A 22,110-nucleotide genomic window follows, 5' to 3' on the forward strand; every position below is an offset into this window, starting at 1 on the left:
CGCATGCCCGAACCCATTTATACGCTGGGTATCAACGCCGCCTTTCACGACAGCGCCGCGTGCCTCGTGCGCGACGGCATCGTGATCGCGGCCGCCGAAGACGAGCGATTCACGCACGTGAAGCACGCGAAGCGGCCGGTGCCGTTCTCGACGTGGGAGCTGCCGTTTCACGCGATCGACTACTGTCTCGCGGAAGCCGGCATCGCGCTCGCGGACGTCGATCACGTCGCCTATTCGTACGACCCGTGGCTCGAGCTCGATCGTCACGGGGCCGAGCCCGAACTGACGCTGCCGCTGCAGCCGTCCGCCCATGCGCCGCGCGCCGACGGCGCGTCGCCGTGGCATCCGCTGTTCCTGTCGTCGATCGTGAACGCGCCGCGCCAGCTCGCGGGCGGCGCGCCGCACCATCTGCAGCGGCGCTTTCGCGGCGTCAGGCACGACGGGCCGTTCCGCTGGCACTTCATCGAGCACCATCTCGCGCACGAGGCGAGCGCGTTTCTCGCGGCGCCGTACGACCACTGCGCGGTGATGACGATGGACGGGCGCGGCGAGCGCGCGACCACGAGCTACGGCCTGTTCGACGGCAAGTCGTACCGGCGCCTCGGCCAGGTGAACCTGCCGCATTCGCTCGGGCTGCTGTACGAGCGCGTCACGCACTACCTCGGCTTCCTGCATTCGTCCGACGAGTACAAGGTGATGGCGCTCGCGTCGTACGGCAAGCCCGTGTATGCCGACGAGATGCGCAAGCTGGTGCGCTACGCGGGCGACGGACGCTACGAGATCGTCGAAGGCGACCTCGCCGCGCTGTTCGGCCCGCCGCGCGAACGCGGCGGCCCGATCGAGCCGCATCATTGCGACATCGCGCATGCGTTGCAGCTGGTGCTGGAGGAAGCGACGCTGCAGGCGGTCGAATGGCTCGCCGCGCAGACCGGCGAGAAGCAGCTCGCGATGGCCGGCGGCGTCGCGCTGAACTGCGTGATGAACGCGAAGATCCGCGACCGCGGCCCGTTCGACGACGTGTGGGTGCAGCCGGCCGCCGGCGATGCGGGCACCGCGCTCGGCGCCGCGCTGTGGACCGACTTCCGGATCCGCGGCGCGCGCGGCGACTGGCGCATGGACCACGCGTATCTCGGGCCGTCGTACAGCGACGAGGCAATCGAAGCGTTCCTCACCGAAGCGCAGCTGCCGTACCGGCGGCTCGACGACGTCGCCGGACAGACGGCTGCGTTGCTCGCGGCGAACCGCGTGATCGGCTGGTTCCAGGGCCGCATGGAGTTCGGCCCGCGCGCCCTCGGCGCCCGCTCGATCCTCGCATCGCCGACCGATCCGGACATGCAGCACAAGCTGAACCGGATCAAGGATCGCGAGGATTTCCGGCCGGTCGCGCCGGTCGTGCTCGAAAGCCATGCGCACGAGTGGTTTCGGGGCGGCCGCCGCACGCCGCTGCGCGCGCCGTTCATGCTGTTCGTCTACGACGTCGCGCCCGGCGCAGAAGCGACGATTCCGGCCGTGCGCCACATCGACGGCACGGCGCGCGTGCAGACCGTCGACGAAAGCCAGCATCCGCTGCTGCATGCGCTGCTGTCGGAGTTCAACGCGCTGACCGGCGTGCCGGTGCTCGTCAACACGTCGTTCAACACGCGCGGCGAGCCGATCGTCTGCTCGCCGCGCGACGCGATCGAATGCTTCTGGACCTCGCCGCTCGACGCGCTCGTGATCGGTTCGTTCCTGCTGGAGAAGCCGCGACATGAACATGCGTGACACGCAACAGGCACCGGTCGTGTCGGTCGTCGTGCCGACCTATCGTCGGCCCGATCTGCTCGAACGCTGCCTCGACGCGCTGTGCGCGCAGGCGTTCGACCCGACGGCCTACGAGATCGTCGTGGTCGACGACGATCCGGCCGGCAGCGCGCGCGCAGTCGTCGATGCGTGCCGCGCGCGCGTGAGCGACGTGCCCGTGATCCGCTACATGAGCGCGCCGGACACGCAGGGGCCGGCCGGCGCGCGCAACGTCGGCTGGCGCAGCGCGCGCGGCGGGCTGATCGCGTTCACCGACGACGACACGATTCCCGACCCCGCGTGGCTGCGTCATGGTTCGGCAGCCCTGCTGGCCGAGCCGTCGGCGTCGGCGGCGGCGGGGCGCATCGACGTGCCGCTGCGCCCGCGGCCGACCGATTACGAACGCGATGCGGCCGGCCTCGCGCATGCGGAATTCGCGACCGCCAACTGCTTCGTGCGGCGCGCGGCGCTGGAGCGCGTCGGCGGCTTCGACGAACGCTTCACGCGCGCGTGGCGCGAGGACGCCGACCTGATGTTCGCGTTGCGCGAGCACGCGGGGCCGATCGTCGAGGCGGAGGCCGCGCGGATCGTCCACCCCGTGCGCCCGGCGCGCTGGGGCACCAGCATCGGCCAGCAGTCGAAGGTGTATTTCGACGCGCTGCTGTACAAGAAGCATCGCGTGACTTACCGGCGGCACATCCGGCCGACGCCGCCGTGGAATTACTACGCGGCCGTGCTGTTCGCGCTCGGCGCGCTCGGCTGCTTCGCCCTCGGCTGGCGCGCGGCCGGCATTGCCTGCGCGCTCGTGTGGGCCGCGATCACGGCCGCGTTTTGCATCAAGCGGCTGCGCGGCACGCAGCTCACGCCGTCGCACGTGGCCGAGATGATCGTCACGTCGATCGCGATTCCGCCCGTGTCGCTGTACTGGCGGCTGCGCGGCGCGCTTCATTTCCGGGTGTTCTTCCTATGACGCACGATTCGGCTTCATCGTCCGGTCCGACGCGCATCGCGGTGTTTCGCGCGCTGCAGCTCGGCGACATGCTGTGCGCGGTGCCGGCGCTGCGCGCGCTGCGGCGCGGCGAGCCGGAGGCGCGCATCACGCTGATCGGGCTGCCGTGGGCGCGCGAGTTCGCGTCGCGCTTCTCCGACTACATCGACAATTTCATCGCGTTCCCCGGTGCGCCGGGGCTCGCCGAACAGCCGGCCGCCGATGCGGCCGCACGCGAGGCGTTCGTTGCCGAATGCCGCGCGCGCGATTTCGATCTCGCGATCCAGCTGCACGGCAGCGGCGCGCACACCAACGCGATCGTCGCATCGCTCGGCGCGGCGCGCACCGCCGGCTTCGTCCCGGCCGACGGCGGCACGACCGCGCTCGACTGCTCCATCGTATGGCGCGACGACGAACCCGAAGTCACGCGCTACCTGTCGCTGATGCGCAAGCTCGGCTATCGCGACTGGGGCGATTACCTGGAATTTCCGCTCGGTGGCCTCGACTATGCGCTGTGGCACGTGCTGCGCGACGAGCATGCGCTCGAGCCGGGCCGCTACGTGGTCGTCCATCCGGGCGCGCGCATGGCGTCGCGGCGCTGGCCGGTCGAACGCTTCGCGCGCACCGCGCGGCAGCTCGCCGACGACGGCTGGCAAATCGTGCTGACCGGCACGCGCGCGGAGCTCGCGCTGGCCAACGCGTTTGCGGAGCAGCTCGCGCGGCCGTGCGTGAACCTGTGCGGCCGCACGCCGCTCGGCGCGATGGCCGCGCTGATCGCGCGCGCGCGGCTGCTGTTGTGTAACGACACAGGCGTGTCGCACGTCGCGGCGGCGCTCGGCACACCGAGCGTCGTCGTCGCATGCGGCAGCGACACGGCCCGCTGGGCGCCGCTCGACACCGAACGTCATCGCGTGCTCGCCAGCTACCCGGCCTGCCGGCCGTGCATGTTCGACACGTGCCCGTACGGGCACGAATGCGCGATCGCGATCGGCGTCGACGACGTGATTCACCAGGCGGGCACGCTGCTCGCCCAGGAGAGACGTCATGTCACGTAAACGGTTGCGCGTGCTTACCTGGCACGTGCACGGAAACTATCTGTATTACCTGTCGCAGACGCCGCACGATTTCTATCTCGTGACGCGGCCGCAGCATCCGCCCGGCTATGCCGGGCGCGTCGGACACCTGCCGTGGGGCGACAACGTGTTCGAAGTGCCGGCCGAATGCGTGCGCGACACCGAGTTCGACTGCGTGCTGTATCAGCATCACAGCCACTACGCGCAGGATCGGCTCACGCTGTTGAGCGACGCGCAGCGCGCGCTGCCGACGCTGTTCATCGAACACGATCCGCCGCGCGAGCATCCGACCGACACGCTGCATCCGGTGCAGGACCCGAACGTCCAGCTCGTGCACGTGACGCCGTTCAACGCGCTGATGTGGGACAACGGCGTCACGCCGACGCGCGTGATCGAGCACGGCGTGCTGGTGCCCGACGACGTCGCGTATCGCGGCACGCTGCCCAAGGGCGTGACGGTCGTGAACAACCTCGCGCGGCGCGGCCGGCGGCTCGGCGCGGACCTGTTCGAGGAAGTGCGTCGCAACGTGCCGCTCGATCTGGTCGGCATGGGCTCGGCCGAGCTGGGGGGGATCGGCGAGGTGCCGAACCCGGCGCTGCCGCAGTTCCTGTCGCACTACCGGTTCTTCTTCAATCCGATCCGTTACACGAGCCTCGGGCTCGCGGTGATCGAGGCGATGATGATCGGGCTGCCGATCGTTGCACTGGCAACGACCGAGATGGCGCAGCTCGTGAAGACCGGCAGCAACGGCGTGGCCGACACGCGTCCGGCCGTGCTGATCGACGCGATGCGCATGCTGATCCGCGACGCGGACCTCGCGCGCGAGTGGGGCGCGGCCGCGAGGCGCGACGCGCGCGAACGCTTCGGGATCGAGCGGTTCGCGCGCGACTGGGACAGCGCGTTGCGCGACGTCGCGGCGTAGCGGTCGCGGCTACTGGCTTGCCGCGGTCGGCGGCGCCGTAGCGGCCGATGCGGCCGACCCGGTCGACGTGGCGGCGCCGCTCGTCGCGGCGCCGGGCGCGCCACCGCTCACCGCATTGCGCTCGTGCTCGGGCAACAGCGCGAGGCGGTTGTACAGCGTCTTCAGGCTGATGCCGAGCGCCTTCGCGGTGCGCGGCTTGTCGCCGTTGAAATGCCGCAGCGACGCGACGATGAAGCGCTGCTGCGTATGTGCGAGCGTCGCGCCGATGTGCAGCGTCATCGCGTTGTGACGCACTTCCTCGCGCGGCGGCTGGCGACGCGGCAGCTGCAATTCGATCTGTTCGTCGGCGAGGATGAACGCGCGCTCCAGCGCATTGCGCAGCTCGCGCACGTTGCCGGGCCACGTATAGGCGCGCAGCGCCTTCATCGCCTGCATCGACAGGCGCTTGCGCGTGCGATGCCGCGCATTCAGCCGGTCGATGATCTGCACCGCGATGTCGCCGACGTCGTCCTCGCGCTGACGCAGCGCCGGCACGTGCAGCGCGATTGTCGCGATCCGGTAGAACAGGTCTTCGCGCAGCCGGCTGCTGCGCACGGCATCGACCGGATCGTGATGCGTGGCCGCGACGATCCGCACGTCGAGCGGAATCGGTTCGTGGCCGCCGACGCGCATGATCGTGTTGGTTTCAAGCGTGCGCAGCAATTTGACTTGCAATTCCGCCGGCATTTCCGCGATTTCATCGAGAAACAGCGTGCCGCCGCGCGCGGCTTCGAACATGCCGACATGTTGCGCGACCGCGCCGGTGAAACTGCCTTTTTCGTGACCGAATAAATGCGACTCCGCGAGATCTTTCGGAATCGCGCCGCAATTGACCGGCACGAACGGCCCGCGCCGACGCGGGCTCATGTCGTGAATGAGCCGCGCGACGATGTCCTTGCCGGCGCCGCTTTCGCCTACTATGAGCACGCTGACGCGCGTGGCCGCGACGCGCGAGATTTTATGCAGCAAATCCTGGATTGTTCGCGAGCGGCCGAACAGTCGCGTGCCGTCATCGTCGGATTTCGACATAAGTGTTATCGCTTTGGGAAGTTTTGACCGAAACCGTCGAGGCATGCAGAAAAAGTGACACGGTATACGTCGCTTTTATGTATCAAGGATACCGGTTATGGCCCTCCCAATAGATTGAATATTGCAATGCGAGTTTCGCGAATAGATAGATTTATTCGATGATCGCCGATTGCGCGACACGCTTCTTCTATACTGCTAAGCACTCGTTTGTCATGGCGGACAAACTCCCATTTATTCGCGTGCAATGCGGGTCGTATCGCCGAGTGCCCGGCGTCGTACTCCCAGCGCACGCTCGCTGCGGTTCCGGTCGAACTTCATACCGGCCGCCCCACCAGGAGCTTCGATGCCTTATGTGCTGATCGTCGAAGACGATGCCGATACGCGCGCGATGCTCGCGGCGCTCGCGCAGGCGCAGCAGCTCACCTGCGACACGGCCGCGACGCTAGAAGAAGCGCGCACGCTCGTCTCGACGCATACCCCCGATCTCGTGCTGTGCGATCTCGTGCTGCCCGACGGCAACGGGATGGATCTGTTCGATGCATTGCCGAAGCGCGGGCATTGCGAAATCGTGCTGACCACCGGTCACGCGAGCCTCGAAACCGCGATCGACGCATTGCGTCGCGGCGCGACCGACTACCTCGTGAAGCCGCTCAACATGCAGCGGCTGAACAGCATCTTCGCGCGCGTGCCGCGCACCACTGCGCTGCACGAGGAGATCGCCGAACTGCGCTCGGAGTTGCAGCGCCTCGGCCGCTTCGGCCGCATGCTCGGCAGCTCGCCGGCGATGCAGGCCGTCTACGATGCGATCGGCCGCGTCGCGCGCACCGAAGCGTCGGTGCTGCTCACCGGCGAGTCGGGCACCGGCAAGGAGCTGGCCGCGCAGACGGTCCACGATCTGAGCCTGCGCCGGCGCGGCCCGTTCCTCGCGGTGAACTGCGGCGCGATCGCCGCGAATCTCGTCGAAAGCGAAATGTTCGGCCACGACCGCGGCAGCTTCACCGGCGCGGAGCGGCAGCACAAGGGCTTCTTCGAGCGCGCCGACGGCGGCACGCTGTTTCTCGACGAAATCACCGAGATGCCGCTCGAATCGCAGGTCAAGCTGTTGCGCGTGCTGGAGACGGGCCGCGTCACGCGGCTCGGCTCGACGCGCGAGATCGACGTCGACGTGCGCATCGTCGCGGCCACCAACCGCGACCCGGAAGCCGCGATGGCCGACGGCAAGCTGCGGCCCGACCTCTATCACCGGATCAATGTGTTTCCGATTCCGCTGCCGTCGCTGCGCGAGCGCGGCGACGACATTCCGATGCTCGCCGATGCGTTCCTGCAGCGCTACAACGAGGAAAGCGGACGCAACCTGCGCTTCGCGCCGGCCGCACGCGAGGCGTTGAAGTCTTACGCATGGCCCGGCAACGTGCGCGAGCTGCGCAACTTCGTGCAGCGCGCGAGCATCTTCAGCGATGCGGACGTGATCGAAACCCTGCCGCCGCCGATCATGGAAGAGCTGTCGAACATGGTCGACTCGCAGGACGACCGCGTGACCGTGCCGTTCGGCACGCCGCTCGAGGAGGTCGACCGCAAGCTGATCCTCGGCACCATCGCGCAGTGCGGCGGCGTGAAGGCGCAGGCGGCCGAAGTGCTCGACGTCAGCCTGAAGACGATCTACAACCGGCTCGCGCAACTCGAAGGCGAGGTGGAGAAGCCGGACTCCTGATGCAACCGCCGGCGCACTCATGCGCGTGCGCGCTGCCGCGCGGCGTCGTCGAGGCGGCGTCGCATGCGTTCGACGTGCGGCGGGATCGCGCGCCGTTCGCGCAGGATCCACGGCAGGCCGGCAAGCGCGGGCAGGATCCCGCACTCGCGGCGCAGCCGCGGCAGCATGCGCACGGTGTGCGCGAACGCGGCGCCGGCCGGCCATCTGAGCCATGCGGTCCACACGTCGTTGCGGGTCGATACGCTGCGCCGCGCGCGCGCGTCGCGCTGCGTCGAAGGGTAATGATGAACCGTCAACTGCGGCGCATAGACGAGCCATGCGCCTGCGCGATACAGGTCGAGCGCGAGCAGCGCTTCCTCGCCGCCGAGAAAGTAGCGCGGGTGATAGCCGCCCGCGCGCAGATACGCATCGCGCCGGAACGCCGTCGCGCCGGCCAGCAACCCGAGGATCGGCCGCCCAGGCAGCGCGACGCTCGCGTCGAGCGGGCTGTCGGCCATCAGCGCGCAGGTCGGGTCCTCGCGTTCTTCCGCGCCCACCAGCACGCGCGCGGTGACGGCCGCGACGTGCGGATACGCGTCGAGCAGGTTTGCTGCCTCGGCGATCGAGCCAGGCGCCCACCACGTATCGTCGTCGCAGAACGCGACGTGGCGCGTGCGCGCGACGGCCACGCCGAGGTTGCGCCCGGACGCGCCCACGTTGCCGGGCGCATGCACGAGCGTCACGTGCGCGAAGCGCTCGCGCACGAGCGCCGCGGTCGCGTCGTCCGAACCGTTGTCGACCACGACGATCGCCGGACGGTCGCGCAGCGCGGTGAGGCGCGCCAGCGTGCGCGCGAGTTCGTCCGCGCGCCGGTAGGTGAGCACCACCGCGGTCACGCGCGGCTCGCGCGGCGCGAGCGCTGCGCGTGCGGGCGTTATCCGGACGTGCTGTCGCATTCGAGTTGCCAGTATGTTTCCGGTTCACGGAGGTCGGCGCGCATATGAGGCTCGAACAGCGCAATCTGGCTCTGGTATGCGTCGACCGCAGCGGCCTTCGCTGCCGCGCCGTCGCTGCGGTCGCCGGCCGGCGCGGCGACCGGGCGCGCGAACCAGCCGCGCTCGCGCCATTCGGACACGCGCTTCGACATCAGCCCGTCGATGCGCCGATACGGCGCGTCCTCGTAGAAGCGCCATGCACGCGACGTGTCGCCCGCCGCATGCAGGTCGTGCAGCACCGACAGCGCGGCCTGCTGCACCTGCAGATGATCGCGATGGAACAAGCCGGCCGGCGCGAGCACGCCGTAGCCCGGATGGGCGTCGAGCGTGTCGGTCAGCCGTGCGGCGATCTCGTCGGTCGCGGCCGGCGCGCCGTACTGATCGTCGAAGAAATCCAGCCACACCGGCCGCGCGTCGAGCAGCGCGAGCGCGCGGCGGTCCTCGTCGCGCCGCGCGCGCACCGCTTCGTCCGCGCTGCGAAACCCCGCGCGCCGATCCCACGGCGGCGCGGCCGTATCGCGTGCGGGGATGCCGGCGAACACGGTCACGACGACCGAGCCGGGCGCCTGCGCGATCGCCTGCCCGCAACTGAAGACGGCGTCGTCCAGGTGCGGCGAGATGACGAGCCAACGTGTCGGAGCGGTCATGTACTCGGAACCTCCGTGATGATGGATATGAACGGCCGGGCGGGCGACGCCCGCCGGCGAGCATGCGCCAGCATCACGCGTGCCCGTTCGTATTCCCGCGCGCCGTGGCGGCCGGCCGCACGGCAGGAGCGACCCCGATGATCGATATTGCAAGGACGCAGGCCGGAAATTACGCGACGGCCGTGATGCTGGTTGCGGTCGCAACGGTGTTGCAGGCGCTCGCGATCCGCTTCGGCGGCGTGAACCTACCGCTGGTGCTGTACTACCCGATGCTGGCCGGCGCCGCGTGGGCGACCTCGTTCGTGTTCGGCATCGTATCGACCGCGGCGAGCGGGCTGCTGGTGTGGACGCTGTTCCTGTCCGATGCCGGCGCGTATACCGGGACGCAGCCGGAGCGGCTGGTGCGGCTCGGCGCCTTCATGCTGATCGGCGTGCTGGTGTGCGCGGTCGCGGCGATGCTGCGCGATACGCGGCTCACCAACGACCGAGCACGCCGCCGCGAAGCCGCGGCGCGCGAGCGGCTCGAGGCGATCCTCGACGCGCTCCCGCACGGCGTGATCGCGGCCGACACGCAAGGCCGCGTGACCTACCTCAATGCGGCAGCGGCCGAGCTGACCGGCTGCTCCTCGGACGCCGCGCTGCAAGAACCCGTGCGCGACGTCGTGCGGTTGTTCGATCGCGACGAGCGGCTCGTGCCGACCACCGCGCTCGACCGCGCGCTGGCAGGCGTCTCCGCGCAATCCGATCAACACTGGCTGCAGCGTCGAGGCGACAGCGCGCCGGTGCCGATCGCCGAGATCGCGCGTCCGCTCGTCGATGCGCACGGCAACATCGACGGCGCCGTGCTGGTGCTGCGCGATGCGCTCGCGCAGCGTGCAGCCGCCGAAACGTCGCGGCTGCAACTGGCGGTGGTCGATGCGTCGCCTGACGCGATCGTCGGGATCGACGCGCAGGGCCGCATCGTCAGCTGGAACGGCGCGGCGCAGCGGATCTTCGGCTACGACGAAGCCCACGCGCACGGACGCGCGCTCGACACGCTGGTCGCGCAGCGCTGGCTGCGGCGCTACCCGCTCACCGTATCGTTCGAGACGCTGCGCGAGCCGATCGGCCCGCTCGAAGTGCTGTGCGTGCGCCGCGACGGCCGGCGCTTTCGCGCGTCGGTGTCCGCGTGCCCCGTGCGCGGCGATGCGCGCAACTGCGTCGCGCTGTCGCTGACGCTGCGCGAGACTCGCGTGCAGCGCCGCCGCGACCTGCGGACGCAGCGCTCGCTGCAAGGCGCGCGCACCGCGCGCGAGCGGGCCGATACGTCGAACCGCCTGAAGGACGAGCTGCTCGCCACCGTGTCGCACGAGCTGCGCACGCCGCTGAACGTGATCTACGGCTGGGTCGAGGTGCTGCGCAGCGCCGGCGACGACGCGCTGCAGCAGCAGGCGATCGACGCGATCGATCGCAGCGCGCATTCGCTCACGCGCATGGTGGGCGACATCCTCGACGCGTCGTCGCTCGCGACTGGCAAGCTGCGGCTCGACGCGATGCCGGTCGACGTCGTGCGGCTGTTCGCCGACGCGACGAGCGCGTTCCAGACCGCCGCGTCGGCGGCCGGCATCGCACTCGAGTTCGATTGCACGGCGAGCGCGTGCGTGGTGTCGGGCGACGCGGAGCGCCTGCGCCAGATGCTGTCGAACCTCGTGTCGAACGCGCTGAAGTTCACGCCCGCCGGCGGCGCCGTGACCGTCACGCTGACGCATGACGCCGCGCACGCCGTGCTCGCGGTCGGCGACACCGGGCAGGGCATCGCGAGCGAGTTCATCCCGTACGTGTTCGACATGTTCCGGCGCGCGGACGGTTCGCCCGCGTCGCCGCGGCGCGGCCTCGGGCTCGGCCTGTCGATCGTGCGTCATATCGCCGAACTGCACGGCGGCGAGGTCCGCGTCGACAGCGCGGGCCGCAACCGCGGCGCGACCTTCACCGTCACGCTGCCGGCCGGCTGGCAGCCGATCGGCGCGATGGCGTGGGGCGTGACGCAGGTTCTGCGCGATGCGCCGACGCTCGACACGCAGCGCATCCTGATCGTCGACGACGACGCGACCACGCGCGACAGCCTCGCCGCCGCGCTGACGACGCTCGGCGCCGTCGTCGCGATCGCCGTGTCAGGCCGCGCCGCGCTCGACGCCGTCGCGACGCTGCAGCCGACCGTCGTGCTGTCCGACCTCGCGATGCCGGACGGCGACGGCTTCTGGCTGATCGACGCGCTGCGCCGGCGTGGCGCGGGCGGCGTCGATACGTCCCGTCCGCGCGTGCTCGCGGTGACCGCGCATGCGGGACTCGGCGACGAGCGCCGCGCGCTCGACGCAGGCTTCGACGGCTATCTGTGCAAGCCCGTCGACGTGCGCGACCTCGCCCACGCGATCGCACGCGTCACGCAGCAAGATGGCTGACGCGTGCCCGCCGCGGCATCGCTGCGCACCGCTCACGCCGGGGTGGCCGGCCGGTTCTGCGTACTGATCTGCGCGAGCAGGTGCGACGCGATCTGCGTGCTGCGCACCAGCTCGCCCGGCGCGTGATGCGCGGCCTGCCGGTGGATGAAGTAGCGCGCCGTGTGCGCGAGCCCGGTGGCGAGCGGCGTCGTCGCGCGCCAGCCGAGGCGCCGCCGCGCGGCTTCAAGATCGGGGCGGCGCTGGCGCGGATCGTCGGACGGCAGCGGGCAGAACTCGATGTCCACGTCCGTGCCGACGACGCGCACCACTTCGCGCGCGATGTCGAGCATCGCGATCTCGTCGTCGCTGCCGAGGTTCACCGGTTCGCACGCATCGCCCGGCTCGTCCATCAACCGCACCAGCGCGTCGATCAGATCGTCGACGTAGCAGAACGAGCGCGTCTGCGTGCCGTCACCGTACACGGTCAACGGCTTGCCGGCCAGCGCCTGGGTGATGAAGTTCGACACGACGCGGCCGTCGGCCGGATGCATGCGCGGCCCGTACGTGTTGAAGATCCGCGCGATCCGCACGTCGACGCCGTACTGCCGGTGATAGTCCATGAACAGCGTTTCCGCGCAGCGCTTGCCTTCGTCGTAGCACGCGCGCACGCCGATCGGGTTCACGCGCCCGCAGTAGCGCTCGTCCTGCGGATGCACGTCGGGGTCGCCGTACACCTCGCTCGTCGACGCCTGCAGGATGCGCGCCTTCACGCGCTTCGCGAGGCCGAGCAGATTGATCGCGCCATGCACGCTGGTCTTGGTGGTCTGCACCGGGTCGCGCTGATAGTGCACCGGCGACGCCGGGCACGCGAGGTTGTAGATCTCGTCGACTTCCACGTACAGCGGAAACGTCACGTCGTGACGCATCAGCTCGAAATTCGGCGCATCGAGCAGGTGCGCGATATTGTCCTTCGCGCCCGTGTAGAAGTTGTCGACGCACAGCACGTCGTGCCCGGCCGTCACGAGGCGCTCGCACAGATGCGAACCGAGAAAGCCCGCGCCGCCGGTAACGAGTACGCGTTTGCGATCGTAGCCCTTCATCATGCATTCTCCTTGCGGTGCGCGAGTACGCCCGGCGTGGGCGAAACCGGCGTGCGGCGGGTCGCGGCGGTGCCGGCGCGCTGCGGATACGCGACGTCGCGGTAGACGTCGACGAGGCGGTCGGCCACGCCGCGCCACGTGTAGAAGCGATGCGCGCGCAGGTAGCCGGCGCGGCCCAGCGCCGCGCACAGATCCGGTTGCGCGCGCAACTGCACGAGCCGCGCGGCGAGCGCGGCCGGGTCGCGCGGCGGCACCAGATAGCCCGTGACGCCGTCGTCCACCGTCGTGCTGATGCCGCCGACGTCGCTGCCGATCACCGCCGCCGCGCACGCCATTGCCTCGACCGGCGTAATGCCGAATGGCTCGTACCACGGCGTCGTCACGAACACGTCGGCCGCGCTGTAGCACAGGTGCAGCGCCTCGCGCTCGCGCCGGCCGACGAAGGTCACGCGATCGGCGATACCGTTGTCGTGCGCGAGCGCCATGAGTCGCGCGAGTTCCGGGTCGCGCGCCGGGTCGGGCGTGGCCTGGCTGCCGCCGACGATGTAGAGATGGGTCGGCCGCTGCGGATCGCGCGGCATCCGCGCGAGCGCGTCGATCACGTTGTCGATGCCCTTGCGCGGCACCAGACGCCCGAGCTGCAACACGACGAACGCATCCTGCTGCCAGCCGAGCTGCGCACGCGCGTCGGCGCGCGGCACCGGTCGAAACTCCTGCGCATCGAACCCGCACGGCACGATCTCGATGCGCGCCGCGTCCGCGCGGTAGTGCGTGGTCAGGTCGAGCGCATCCTGCGGGCATTCGGCGATCAGGCGGTCGGAGCGGCGCGCGAGCGTGTCCTCGATCTTGAAGCGCGCGTCGGGAAAGCCGTCGGCCGCGCCCTGATGCAGCCGGCGCACGCGGCCGAGCGCGTGGAAGGTCGTGACGAGCGGAATGCCGAGGCGCTTCTTCACGCGCAGGCCGGCTTCGCCCGACATGAAGAAGTTCGCGTGCATCACGTCGACGGGGTCGGGCTCGCGCCGCATGCGCGCGATCATGTAATCGGCGAACGCCCCCATGTACGGCAGCAGCCGCTCCTTCGGCACATCGGTCGGCGGACCGGCCGGCACGTGGATCACGCGCATGCGCGGGCCGATCTGCACGACCTCCGGCAGGTGCGCATTGTCGCAACGCGTGTAGACGTCGACGTCGAGGCCGCGTTCGGCCAGCTGCTTCGCGACGTTGGCGACGTAGATGTTCTGGCCGCCCGCATCGACGCCGCCGATGACGCCCAGCGGCGACGCATGTTCACTGATCAACGCGATTCTTTGCATGGTGATGCTCCCGAGGTCGGGGCCGCGCCGGTGGGCCCCGTTGCATCCCTGTCCGGCAATCGGCATGCCCGCCGCTTTGCGGGGGAAGCGGCCCGCATCGGCGCCGAAAAAATTACAACGGCTTGGATGAAAGGGCGTCTGATCGGCGCGCCGCACGCGCGAGCCGCGCCGTGCGCGCGGCACGCGACTTGCGACATCGGCATACCAGCCGGCACGGCCGGCGCTCACGAAAGGAGGTCACGATGAAGGTATTTCTGCTGCAAGCCAGCGCGCCGCGAGCGCGCCGTCGTGCGGGCACGCGTATCGGCATGGCGATCGCCGTCGCCGCTGCCGCCGCCTGCACCGTCGTCGCGCCGAGCGCGTTCGCCGCCGGCGACGACGCCGCTTCGTCGTCCGCATCGTCGTCCGCATCGTCGTCCCATTCGAGCACCGGGACGAAGATTCACGACGCGACCATCACGACCAAGGCGAAGGCCGAACTGGTCGGCACGAGCGGCCTGTCGGCCGGCGACATCCACGTGAAGACGCGCCGCGGCGTCGTGATGCTGACCGGCAGTGTGCCGGACGAGCAGCAGCGCGGGCAGGCGGCCGACGTCGTCAGGAAGATCGACGGCGTGCGCGACGTGCGCAACCAGTTGACCATCCGCCCGAAGTGATCGGCGCGACGTAACAGGAGGTGTTATGAAGTGCACGCTCAAACCCGTCGGCGAGCAGACGATCGTGATCACGGGCGCGACGAGCGGCATCGGCCTCGTCACCGCGCGCAAGGCGGCACGCCGCGGCGCCAAGCTCGTGCTGTTCGCGCGCAACGGCGACGCGCTTAATACGCTGTGCGACGAGATCCGCCAGCACGGCGGCCTTGCGGTGCCGGTCGCGGGCGACGTCGCGAATCTCGAGGATCTGCAGCGCGCCGCCGCGCAGGCCGTCGACACCTACGGCGGCTTCGACACGTGGATCAACAACGCCGGCGTCTCGATCTTCGGCACCGCGGCCGCGGTGCCGCTCGAGGATCAGCGGCGGCTGTTCGACACGAACTACTGGGGCGTCGTGCACGGCTCGCTCGTCGCGTCGGACCATTTCCGGCGCAAGGGCGATTTTCACGGCGGCGCGATCATCAACCTCGGCAGCGAGGCGTCCGACGCGCCGCTGCCGCTGCAGAGCGCGTATGTCGCGTCGAAGCACGCGGTGAAGGGCTTCACCGATTCGCTGCGGCTCGAGCTCGAGTCGGACCGCTTGCCGGTATCCGTCACGCTGATCAAGCCGGCCGCGATGGACACGATGTTCGTGATGCACGCGAAAAACTACATGAACGTCGAGGCGAAGCTGCCGCCGCCGATCTACGACCCCGAGCTGGTCGCCGACGCGATCCTGTTCGCGGCCGCGCATCCGCGCCGCACGCTGTTCGTCGGCGGCGCCGCGAAGCTGGCCTCGGCGGGCGCGTATCACGCGCCGCGCCTGTTCGATCGCCTCGCGGCCACGTTGTTCTCGCGCGGCCAGCGCACCGTGCGCGCGGCACGCCCGCGCGACGACAACGCGCTGTACGAGTCGCGCCACGCGCTGCACGAGCGCGAAGGAATGGAAGGTCCGGTGCTGCGCGGCTGCGCATACAACGCCGTGGTGCAGCGTCCGAAGGTCGCGGGCGCCGTCGCGTTGGGCGCGGCCGCGCTGATGGTCGTGGCGCTCGCGCGGGCGCGGCGCACGACCGCGTAATCGATCTGGAGTGCGTTTTTCTTTCGAAGGAGGTTTCCATGACATCGCGACAACACACCGGCCACGAATACAGCCACTCGCGCGCGCACGAAGGCGAGCGCACGCAGCAGGACCACGACAAGGGCGGCCATCAGACCGGCCACGGCAAGGCGCCGAGCCCGGTCGACGTGCAGAAGGCGCTGAAGGGCATGGACTACCCGGCGAGCAAGGCCGACGTCGTCCAGTGCGCGGAGCGCTCGCATGCGGACCAGCACGTGCTGGAGATGCTGCGGCAGATTCCCGATCGCGAGTACACCACGCCGGCATCGGTGTCGAAGGAACTCGGGCGGCTGATGTGAGCGCCGCCGTCGGCCGTGCGCGCCGGCGCGCGCACGGCGCGTTACCGTCACGAGGAGCACGAGCATGGCGATGATCGTCGCAGGCCGCTTCACGACGTTCGATGAAGCGGAAGGTGGGGCGCGCCACCTCTACGAGCGCGCGTTCGGACCGGACGACGTGTCCATCTTCTTTCTGAACCCGGGCGGACAGCACGCGCGCTATCCGATCGGCGGCGACGTGTATGCCGATACGGCCGCGAAGCCCGGCGGCCGCGGCGCGATGGTCGGCGCACTGCGCGGCATGCTGATCGGCGTGATCGTCGGCCTGATCGCTTACGCGATCGGCCTGCGCTACTGGTTCGTGCCGGTCGCCGGCGCGTTGGCCGGCGCGTATCTCGGCGCCTTCGGCGGCGCGCTCGGACGGATGCGCGGCGAGCAGGCCGAGGGCAAGGGCACGCTCGAGCAGACCGAGAGCGGCGTGATCCTCGCCGCGCGCGTGACGGCCGCCACCGCGGCGGCGGCCGAAGACGTGCTGCGCGCGACCGGCGCGCAGGCGATCGAGCGCGTCGAAGGCGAATGGCAGGACGGCGAGTGGCGCGACTTCGACCCGGTGCGCCGGCCCGACGGCACGACGCAGGACGCCGCGCACTGACCATGCCGTTTCTGCACGCGCTTGCAATGCAGGGACGCACCGCGCGCGCACGGCCGCGAGCGGCCGTGCGGCACGAGCGGCGGCCTGCGGCATGCGGCATGCGGCTTGCGCCGTGCTCCCGACCCACGATCAAGGAGGCATACATGACCCAGGCACACACCCCGCCGCCCCAGAATCAGACGCAGCAGCCGGGCAGCGAGCGGGACATGCAGCCGAAGCCGCGCGACGAGGCGGCCGATTACGTCGGCAGCGGCAAGCTGGCCGGCAAGGTCGCGCTCGTCACCGGCGGCGACAGCGGGATCGGCCGCGCGGTGGCGATCGGTTTCGCGAAGGAAGGCGCGGACGTCGCGATCGTCTATCTGAACGAGTCGGACGACGCCGCGCACACGAAGCGGCTCATCGAACAGGCCGGCCGGCGTTGCGAGGCGATCGCGTGCGACATCGGCGACCGGCAACAGGCGCGCGACGCGGTCGCGCGCACCGTCGAGCGGCTCGGCCGGCTCGACGTGCTGGTGAACAACGCGGGCGAGCAGCATCCGCAGCCCGGCATCGAGGACGTGACCGAGGAGCAGCTCGAGCGTACTTTCCGCACCAACGTGTACGGGATGATCTTCTGCACGCAGGCGGCGCTGCAGCACATGAAGGGCGGCGGCCGCATCGTCAACACGGCGTCCGTCACCGCGTACCACGGCAGCCCGAAACTGCCCGACTACTCGGCGACCAAGGGCGCGATCGTCGCGTTCACGCGCTCGCTGTCGATCGAGCTGGCCGAGCGCGACATCCGCGTGAATGCCGTGGCGCCGGGGCCGATCTGGACGCCGCTGATCCCGTCGACCTTCAGCGCCGAGCAGGTGTCGAAGTTCGGCTCGAACGTGCCGCTCAAGCGGCCGGGCCAGCCCGACGAGCTGATCGACTGCTACGTCCTGCTCGCATCTGAAGGCGCGAGCTACATGACGGGACAGACCTTGCATCCGAACGGCGGCTCGATCGTCGGTGGCTGACCGGTTCCCCACACAAGGAGAAAGCGCATGAAACGACACAACTGGACGACCGCGGCGCTCGCTGCGGGCGCGCTCGCGGTAGCGGGGCTCGCGCACGCACAGATGCCGAGCGAGCCGCCCGCCTCGAATTCGCACGTGCCGGGCGGCGTGATCAATCCGTCGTCGGGCGCCGGAGCCGGCGACGCGGGCATGGCGAAGGCGCCGCAGGGCGCCGATGCGGAATTCGTCGACAAGGCCGCGATCGGCGGCAAGGCGGAAGTGCAGGCGAGCCAGCTGGCGCTGAAGCAGTCGAAGTCGGCCGACGTGCGCGCGTTCGCGAAGCGGATGGTGGCCGACCACAGCAAGGCGAACGCGCAGCTGAACCAGATCGCCGCGCGCAAGGGCATCAAGCCGCAGGTCGAGCAGGTGACCGACCCGGACGTGGAGGCGCTGCGCGGCAAGCAAGGCAAGGACTTCGACTCCGCTTATGTCGCGGCGGCCGGCCCGGAAGCGCACCGCAAGACGATCGCGCTGTTCGAAACGGAGGCCCGCGACGGCAAGGACGCGCAGCTGCGCGCGTTCGCGCAGGCCACGCTGCCGAAGCTCAAGCATCACCTGAGCATGGCGGAAGCGCTGCAGCGCAAGGTGGGCGCGCAGTAACGCGCGTCCGGTTCAACCCCGGGCCGCGTGTGCGGCCCGCATTTTTCGGAGAAGCAGTCATGGCCCAACGGCAATCGAAGCACGAAGGCATCCTCGAACTGCTCTGTCAGGCATACGAGACCGAGCTTGGCGGCGCGCAGATCTACGAGGCCGCGCTCCAGTGCGCAACCGACCCGGACCTGCACAAGGAATGGGAGAAATATCATCGCGAGACCCTGCATCACCAGGAAGTGCTGCGCAAGGTGTTCGAAACGCTCGGCCTCGATCCGGACGCGCAGTCGCCCGGCCGTGCCGCTGTCGCGGCCACCGGCAAGTCGCTGGTGCAGGTGATCCAGCAGGCGAAGAAGCAGGCCGATCCGGCCGTCGCGCAGGTCGTCGCGGCCGAGTGCGTGGTGCTCGCCGAGACGAAGGACCATCTGAACTGGGAGCTGATCGGCTATGCGGCCGACCAGTTGCGCGACAGCGACGCAGCGCGTGCGCTGAAGGCCGCGCACGACGAAGTCGAAGCCGACGAGGATCATCACCTCTATCACACCCGCGGCTGGGCGCGCGAGATGTGGATCGAGTCGATGGGCTTCAAGGCCGTGCTGCCGCCGCCGGAGGAAGTGAAGAAGGTCGAGTCGGCGGCCGATGCGGCGCGCGCCGAGCGCTCGCGCGGGAAGATGATGTAAGCGGGTCCGCTCGCGATCGGGCCGTGCCGCTCGCGCGGCCGGCCCGAGGCGACCGTGACCGAGAAGCGCATGAATCCGCAGGCAAGAACCGCGGCCACTTCCCGAGCGACGTGGCCGCCAGCAGCAAACCAAATGGGCCGATCAGGGGCGGTAGAGTCTGCTCGCGAGCCTCGGTGACGCCCGCGCTGTAGCCCGCTGCAATGGCGGGTTTGATTCCGGCTGGTTAAAACTCCCGTTTTTCAAGAAGACGTCCCCGCTCGTCAGGCGCGGCGCGCAGGCATTCGCGGCGGCTGGGCCTGTGAAGGCCGGAATGCTCGTAAAATCGAGCATACGAGCCATAAGGATCGATTTATCGAGCATGAAGGTCAATCAAGAGATGGCTGCCAGCCCGGCCGTGCTTGCCGAGACAAAGCACCACTGGGGCAACTGCTCTCCCGTCTCCGTATAGCGAGAGGGGTTCATCAGAGCGAGGCAGCCACGCGAGCCGGTCTGTCGCGCAATACCGCCTACCGCATCGAAAAGGGCGACCCCGGCGTGGCGATCGGTCAGATGGTTCGGTATCTGGAAGCGTTTGCTCCCGGCCTGCGCCTGCATGACTTGCTCTCCGAGACGGATCCGGCGCTCAAGTCGCTCGATGCTCGCACCCGTCGACAACGAGTTAGCGTTCTGTCGGAGAAGGAACTCAAGGAGCTGGACTTCTAATGGCAGCAACGATCGAGAAGTTCGCGAGATCGCTGCGAACGCTTCATCGGTGAGCCGGAGGGCATCGCAGGCCCGGCCGTCAACCGTTGTTGTATCCGCCGTCGCAGTCAGCCTCCATCGATTACCGCCATCCGCCGCCCCCAGTTGCAAACAGCAACGGCCCCGCCGCTCACGCCAGCATGTCCACCACCATCACCACCACCGACGCCGCCATCAGCGCGACGGCAAGCCACCCCAGCACCCTCGACGCGACGCCGCTGCCCGGCTGGCCGGCCGCCCCGCGCCGCTGGGCGAGCAGCATCACGAGCACCAGCATCGGCACCGCGGCGATGCCGTTGAGCACCGCGCTCCAGTACAGCGCCTTGATCGGATTGACCGGGCCGAAGCAGATCGCGATGCCGACCAGCACGCACAGCGCCAGCACGCCGTAGAACGCCGGCGCGCGATGCACCGGCTCGTTGAGGCCCTCGCGGAACTGCCATGCCTCCGCGCAGCCGTAAGCGGCGCTGCCGGCGAAGGCCGGAATCGCCAGCAGCCCGCAGCCCACGATGCCGAACGCGAACACGACGAACGCCGCTTCGCCCGCGATCGGCCGCAGCGCTTCGGCGGCCTGCGCCGTCGACCCGATGTCGTGCCGGCCGTGCGTGAAGAACACCGCCGCGCCGATCACCATGATGCAGAACGACACCGCGTTCGTGACGATCATCCCGGTCCACGTGTCGAACGTGATGCGCCGCTCGGTGTCGCGACGGGTCGCGGGCGCGTTGACGGTGTCGCCATCGCCGTTGCGCCGCTCGGCCTGGGTTTCCTCCACTTCGAGCGCGGCCTGCCACACGAACAGATACGGGCTGAGCGTCGTGCCGAGCACCGCGACCGCGGTGGTCGCGTAGTCGCGCGTGAACGCGATGTGCGGCAGCACCAGCGTATGCAGCAGATTGCGCCAGTCGACGTGCACGAAGCCGAGTTCGAGCACGTACGCGAGCAGGCCGAGCGTCATCCATTTGAGCCAGCGCGCATAGCGCTCGTACGACATCAGCACCTGCAGCGCGAGCGACGCGATCCCGTACGAGGCCGCGTACCAGTAGCTGCGCCCGCCGGCGACGAGCGCGGTCGCGTCGCCCATCGCGGCGAGATCGGCGCCGACGTTCACGACGTTGACGATCACGACCATCACGATCAGCGTTTTCGCGAGACGGTCGGAGAAGTGCTCGCGGATGCCGGCCACCAGCCCCTTGCGGTTGGTGCGCCCGACGAACGCGGCCGCGAGCTGCACGACGACCATCATCGGCAGCGTGACGACGATCATCCACAGCATGTTGAACCCGAACTGGCTGCCGGCCTGCGCGTACACCGCCACGTTGCTCGGATCGGCGTCGGACGCGCCCGCGAGCAGGCCGGGGCCGAGCCGCCGATACCAGGGCTTCGCGGCCGGCGCGGGCGCGGACGCGGATGTCGAGGTGGGCGCGGCGTGCGTTGCGTCGTCGTCGCGCAGGTCGCTCATTCGGCGTCTCCGCGCGTGCCGTGCGCCGTGCCGGCGTCGCGCGCGAGTCGCGCTGCGGTGCGCAGCGCGTCGACCAGCGTCCGGTACGCGCGCTCGCGCGAATCGGCGCCGCGCGTGCGCAGCACGTAGGACGGGTGATACGTCGCGACGACGAGGCGGCCGTCCGGCGAGCGCAACGGCTGGCGCGCGCGTTCGAGCGTCGCGTCGTTGTCCTGCAGCACCGCGCGCAGCGCCGTCGCGCCGAGCGCGACGATCACGCGCGGCGCGAGCGTCTCGAGTTCGCGCTCGAGCCAGTAGCGGCACGCGGCGACCTCCCGCTGCGCCGGCGTCTTGTGCAGCCGGCGCTTGCCGCGCGGCTCCCACTTGAAGTGCTTGACCGCGTTGGTCACGTACACGCGGGCGCGATCGATCCCGGCCTCGTCGAGCGCACGGTCGAGCATGCGGCCCGCCGCGCCGACGAACGGCACGCCGGTCCGGTCTTCCTGATCGCCCGGTTGCTCGCCGACCAGCATGATGCGCGCGTCGGCGGGGCCGGCGCCCGGCACCGGCTGCGTCGCGTGTTCCCACAGCCCGCAGCGGCGGCACGCGTCGAGCGTGGCCGGCGCGTCGTCATCGGCGTCGCCGCCGTGCGTGTCGGCCGGGTCGGGCTGCGGCCGCTGCGATGGCTTGGCGTGCTGCGCGGCGTGCGTCGGATGTCGGGACGTGCGTTCCGTCATGCGGCGCCTCCCACGCAGCCCGACGCGTCGGCGTGCGCCGCGCGGCATGCGTCGCGCCCGCATGCGGGCGGCTTGCTGGGTTGGCGGTTCGGCCGTGCGCGCATCGAGGGGCTCCCGTATCGACGATATCGCGTCGATGCAGCAACCGGCATGCCGGGGACTTTCAATATGGGCGCGCAGTTTGCGCGGGGGCCGTATCCGCTGAATGG

The 22,110-nt window shown here is 69.9% G+C and carries 21 protein-coding genes; 14 read left to right on the forward strand and 7 right to left on the reverse strand.

Annotated elements, in window-relative coordinates:
* Positions 1-3 precede the first annotated feature (3 nt).
* The 4 genes from AK36_RS25890 to AK36_RS25905 are packed head-to-tail and all read left to right on the forward strand — an operon-like array spanning position 4 to position 4,762.
* Positions 4-1,761, forward strand: coding sequence for a carbamoyltransferase family protein (locus AK36_RS25890; RefSeq protein WP_011879844.1), 1,758 nt, complete (start codon positions 4-6; stop codon positions 1,759-1,761).
* On the forward strand, positions 1,748-2,749 hold the full coding sequence (locus AK36_RS25895) for a glycosyltransferase family 2 protein (protein ID WP_045579557.1): 1,002 nt from the start codon (positions 1,748-1,750) through the stop codon (positions 2,747-2,749). The genes AK36_RS25890 and AK36_RS25895 overlap by 14 nt, the downstream gene beginning before the upstream one ends.
* Positions 2,746-3,822 (forward strand): glycosyltransferase family 9 protein, encoded by a 1,077-nt coding sequence (locus AK36_RS25900; RefSeq protein WP_011879846.1) that lies wholly within the window; start codon positions 2,746-2,748, stop codon positions 3,820-3,822. The genes AK36_RS25895 and AK36_RS25900 overlap by 4 nt, the downstream gene beginning before the upstream one ends.
* Entirely contained in the window at positions 3,812-4,762 is a 951-nt protein-coding gene (locus AK36_RS25905) for a glycosyltransferase (protein WP_011879847.1), read from the forward strand. Before AK36_RS25900 ends, AK36_RS25905 begins: the two co-directional genes overlap by 11 nt.
* Positions 4,763-4,771: 9 nt before the next feature.
* On the opposite strand, the gene AK36_RS25910 is transcribed toward AK36_RS25905, so the two are convergent.
* Positions 4,772-5,830, reverse strand: a complete 1,059-nt coding sequence (locus AK36_RS25910) for a sigma-54 interaction domain-containing protein (protein ID WP_045579558.1) — start codon at positions 5,828-5,830, stop codon at positions 4,772-4,774.
* A 343-nt stretch (positions 5,831-6,173) separates the two neighbouring features.
* Here AK36_RS25910 and AK36_RS25915 point away from each other — a divergent pair, with 343 nt between their 5' ends.
* On the forward strand, positions 6,174-7,541 hold the full coding sequence (locus AK36_RS25915; protein ID WP_011879849.1) for a sigma-54-dependent transcriptional regulator: 1,368 nt from the start codon (positions 6,174-6,176) through the stop codon (positions 7,539-7,541).
* A gap of 17 nt (positions 7,542-7,558) precedes the next feature.
* Here AK36_RS25915 and AK36_RS25920 read toward each other — a convergent pair whose 3' ends face one another.
* Together AK36_RS25920 and AK36_RS25925 are read right to left on the reverse strand one after the other, a co-directional pair.
* A complete protein-coding gene (locus tag AK36_RS25920; RefSeq protein WP_043292592.1) occupies positions 7,559-8,476 on the reverse strand; it encodes a glycosyltransferase family 2 protein in 918 nt (305 codons plus the stop codon).
* On the reverse strand, positions 8,455-9,162 hold the full coding sequence (locus AK36_RS25925) for a PIG-L deacetylase family protein (RefSeq protein ID WP_011879851.1): 708 nt from the start codon (positions 9,160-9,162) through the stop codon (positions 8,455-8,457). The genes AK36_RS25920 and AK36_RS25925 overlap by 22 nt, the downstream gene beginning before the upstream one ends.
* Before the next feature lie 137 nt (positions 9,163-9,299).
* Here AK36_RS25925 and AK36_RS25930 point away from each other — a divergent pair, with 137 nt between their 5' ends.
* Complete coding sequence (locus tag AK36_RS25930; protein WP_045579931.1) at positions 9,300-11,600, forward strand: hybrid sensor histidine kinase/response regulator; 2,301 nt, start codon at positions 9,300-9,302, stop codon at positions 11,598-11,600.
* Between the two features lie 32 nt (positions 11,601-11,632).
* Here AK36_RS25930 and AK36_RS25935 read toward each other — a convergent pair whose 3' ends face one another.
* Positions 11,633-12,679, reverse strand: coding sequence for a UDP-glucuronic acid decarboxylase family protein (locus AK36_RS25935; protein ID WP_011879853.1), 1,047 nt, complete (start codon positions 12,677-12,679; stop codon positions 11,633-11,635).
* Positions 12,679-13,992, reverse strand: a complete 1,314-nt coding sequence (locus tag AK36_RS25940) for a glycosyltransferase family 4 protein (protein WP_045579559.1) — start codon at positions 13,990-13,992, stop codon at positions 12,679-12,681. The genes AK36_RS25935 and AK36_RS25940 overlap by 1 nt, the downstream gene beginning before the upstream one ends.
* A 242-nt stretch (positions 13,993-14,234) precedes the next feature.
* Here AK36_RS25940 and AK36_RS25945 point away from each other — a divergent pair, with 242 nt between their 5' ends.
* The 8 genes from AK36_RS25945 to AK36_RS31935 all read left to right on the forward strand — a co-directional run bounded on the left by AK36_RS25945 (position 14,235) and on the right by AK36_RS31935 (position 19,684).
* Positions 14,235-14,648 carry a BON domain-containing protein gene (locus AK36_RS25945; RefSeq protein WP_011879855.1) on the forward strand — a complete coding sequence of 138 codons (414 nt, stop codon included), beginning with the start codon at positions 14,235-14,237 and terminating at the stop codon, positions 14,646-14,648.
* A 25-nt stretch (positions 14,649-14,673) separates the two neighbouring features.
* Entirely contained in the window at positions 14,674-15,702 is a 1,029-nt protein-coding gene (locus AK36_RS25950; protein ID WP_011879856.1) for an SDR family oxidoreductase, read from the forward strand.
* 38 nt (positions 15,703-15,740) lie between these two features.
* Complete coding sequence (locus AK36_RS25955; protein WP_045579560.1) at positions 15,741-16,040, forward strand: DUF2795 domain-containing protein; 300 nt, start codon at positions 15,741-15,743, stop codon at positions 16,038-16,040.
* A 64-nt stretch (positions 16,041-16,104) separates the two neighbouring features.
* Positions 16,105-16,671, forward strand: coding sequence for a membrane protein (locus AK36_RS25960; protein ID WP_011879858.1), 567 nt, complete (start codon positions 16,105-16,107; stop codon positions 16,669-16,671).
* Between the two features lie 143 nt (positions 16,672-16,814).
* Entirely contained in the window at positions 16,815-17,672 is an 858-nt protein-coding gene (locus AK36_RS25965) for an SDR family oxidoreductase (RefSeq protein ID WP_043292593.1), read from the forward strand.
* A gap of 27 nt (positions 17,673-17,699) precedes the next feature.
* A complete protein-coding gene (locus AK36_RS25970) occupies positions 17,700-18,311 on the forward strand; it encodes a DUF4142 domain-containing protein (protein ID WP_045579561.1) in 612 nt (203 codons plus the stop codon).
* Positions 18,312-18,370: 59 nt separating this feature from the next.
* Positions 18,371-18,982: a DUF892 family protein gene (locus tag AK36_RS25975; RefSeq protein ID WP_011879861.1), complete on the forward strand. Its 612-nt coding sequence runs from the start codon at positions 18,371-18,373 to the stop codon at positions 18,980-18,982.
* Positions 18,983-19,426: 444 nt separating this feature from the next.
* Positions 19,427-19,684, forward strand: a complete 258-nt coding sequence (locus AK36_RS31935; RefSeq protein ID WP_230459725.1) for a helix-turn-helix domain-containing protein — start codon at positions 19,427-19,429, stop codon at positions 19,682-19,684.
* A 169-nt stretch (positions 19,685-19,853) separates the two neighbouring features.
* On the opposite strand, the gene AK36_RS25985 is transcribed toward AK36_RS31935, so the two are convergent.
* Positions 19,854-21,185, reverse strand: a complete 1,332-nt coding sequence (locus AK36_RS25985; RefSeq protein WP_045579562.1) for an NRAMP family divalent metal transporter — start codon at positions 21,183-21,185, stop codon at positions 19,854-19,856.
* Complete coding sequence (locus AK36_RS25990) at positions 21,182-21,901, reverse strand: UdgX family uracil-DNA binding protein (RefSeq protein WP_045579563.1); 720 nt, start codon at positions 21,899-21,901, stop codon at positions 21,182-21,184. Before AK36_RS25990 ends, AK36_RS25985 begins: the two co-directional genes overlap by 4 nt.
* Positions 21,902-22,110 lie beyond the last annotated feature (209 nt).

Origin of the sequence: Burkholderia vietnamiensis LMG 10929, assembly GCF_000959445.1 — a bacterium.
Lineage (GTDB): Bacteria > Pseudomonadota > Gammaproteobacteria > Burkholderiales > Burkholderiaceae > Burkholderia > Burkholderia vietnamiensis.

Excerpts from the sequence above, each read along its gene's own strand:
- AK36_RS25890 (WP_011879844.1), top strand. The coding sequence starts at position 4 with ATGCCCGAACCCATTTATACGCTGGGTATCAACGCCGCCTTTCACGAC.
- AK36_RS25895 (WP_045579557.1), top strand. The coding sequence starts at position 1,748 with ATGAACATGCGTGACACGCAACAGGCACCGGTCGTGTCGGTCGTCGTG.
- AK36_RS25900 (WP_011879846.1), top strand. The coding sequence starts at position 2,746 with ATGACGCACGATTCGGCTTCATCGTCCGGTCCGACGCGCATCGCGGTG.
- AK36_RS25905 (WP_011879847.1), top strand. The coding sequence starts at position 3,812 with ATGTCACGTAAACGGTTGCGCGTGCTTACCTGGCACGTGCACGGAAAC.
- AK36_RS25910 (WP_045579558.1), bottom strand. The coding sequence starts at position 5,830 with ATGTCGAAATCCGACGATGACGGCACGCGACTGTTCGGCCGCTCGCGA.
- AK36_RS25915 (WP_011879849.1), top strand. The coding sequence starts at position 6,174 with ATGCCTTATGTGCTGATCGTCGAAGACGATGCCGATACGCGCGCGATG.
- AK36_RS25920 (WP_043292592.1), bottom strand. The coding sequence starts at position 8,476 with ATGCGACAGCACGTCCGGATAACGCCCGCACGCGCAGCGCTCGCGCCG.
- AK36_RS25925 (WP_011879851.1), bottom strand. The coding sequence starts at position 9,162 with ATGACCGCTCCGACACGTTGGCTCGTCATCTCGCCGCACCTGGACGAC.
- AK36_RS25930 (WP_045579931.1), top strand. The coding sequence starts at position 9,300 with ATGATCGATATTGCAAGGACGCAGGCCGGAAATTACGCGACGGCCGTG.
- AK36_RS25935 (WP_011879853.1), bottom strand. The coding sequence starts at position 12,679 with ATGAAGGGCTACGATCGCAAACGCGTACTCGTTACCGGCGGCGCGGGC.
- AK36_RS25940 (WP_045579559.1), bottom strand. The coding sequence starts at position 13,992 with ATGCAAAGAATCGCGTTGATCAGTGAACATGCGTCGCCGCTGGGCGTC.
- AK36_RS25945 (WP_011879855.1), top strand. The coding sequence starts at position 14,235 with ATGAAGGTATTTCTGCTGCAAGCCAGCGCGCCGCGAGCGCGCCGTCGT.
- AK36_RS25950 (WP_011879856.1), top strand. The coding sequence starts at position 14,674 with ATGAAGTGCACGCTCAAACCCGTCGGCGAGCAGACGATCGTGATCACG.
- AK36_RS25955 (WP_045579560.1), top strand. The coding sequence starts at position 15,741 with ATGACATCGCGACAACACACCGGCCACGAATACAGCCACTCGCGCGCG.
- AK36_RS25960 (WP_011879858.1), top strand. The coding sequence starts at position 16,105 with ATGGCGATGATCGTCGCAGGCCGCTTCACGACGTTCGATGAAGCGGAA.
- AK36_RS25965 (WP_043292593.1), top strand. The coding sequence starts at position 16,815 with ATGACCCAGGCACACACCCCGCCGCCCCAGAATCAGACGCAGCAGCCG.
- AK36_RS25970 (WP_045579561.1), top strand. The coding sequence starts at position 17,700 with ATGAAACGACACAACTGGACGACCGCGGCGCTCGCTGCGGGCGCGCTC.
- AK36_RS25975 (WP_011879861.1), top strand. The coding sequence starts at position 18,371 with ATGGCCCAACGGCAATCGAAGCACGAAGGCATCCTCGAACTGCTCTGT.
- AK36_RS25985 (WP_045579562.1), bottom strand. The coding sequence starts at position 21,185 with ATGAGCGACCTGCGCGACGACGACGCAACGCACGCCGCGCCCACCTCG.
- AK36_RS25990 (WP_045579563.1), bottom strand. The coding sequence starts at position 21,901 with ATGACGGAACGCACGTCCCGACATCCGACGCACGCCGCGCAGCACGCC.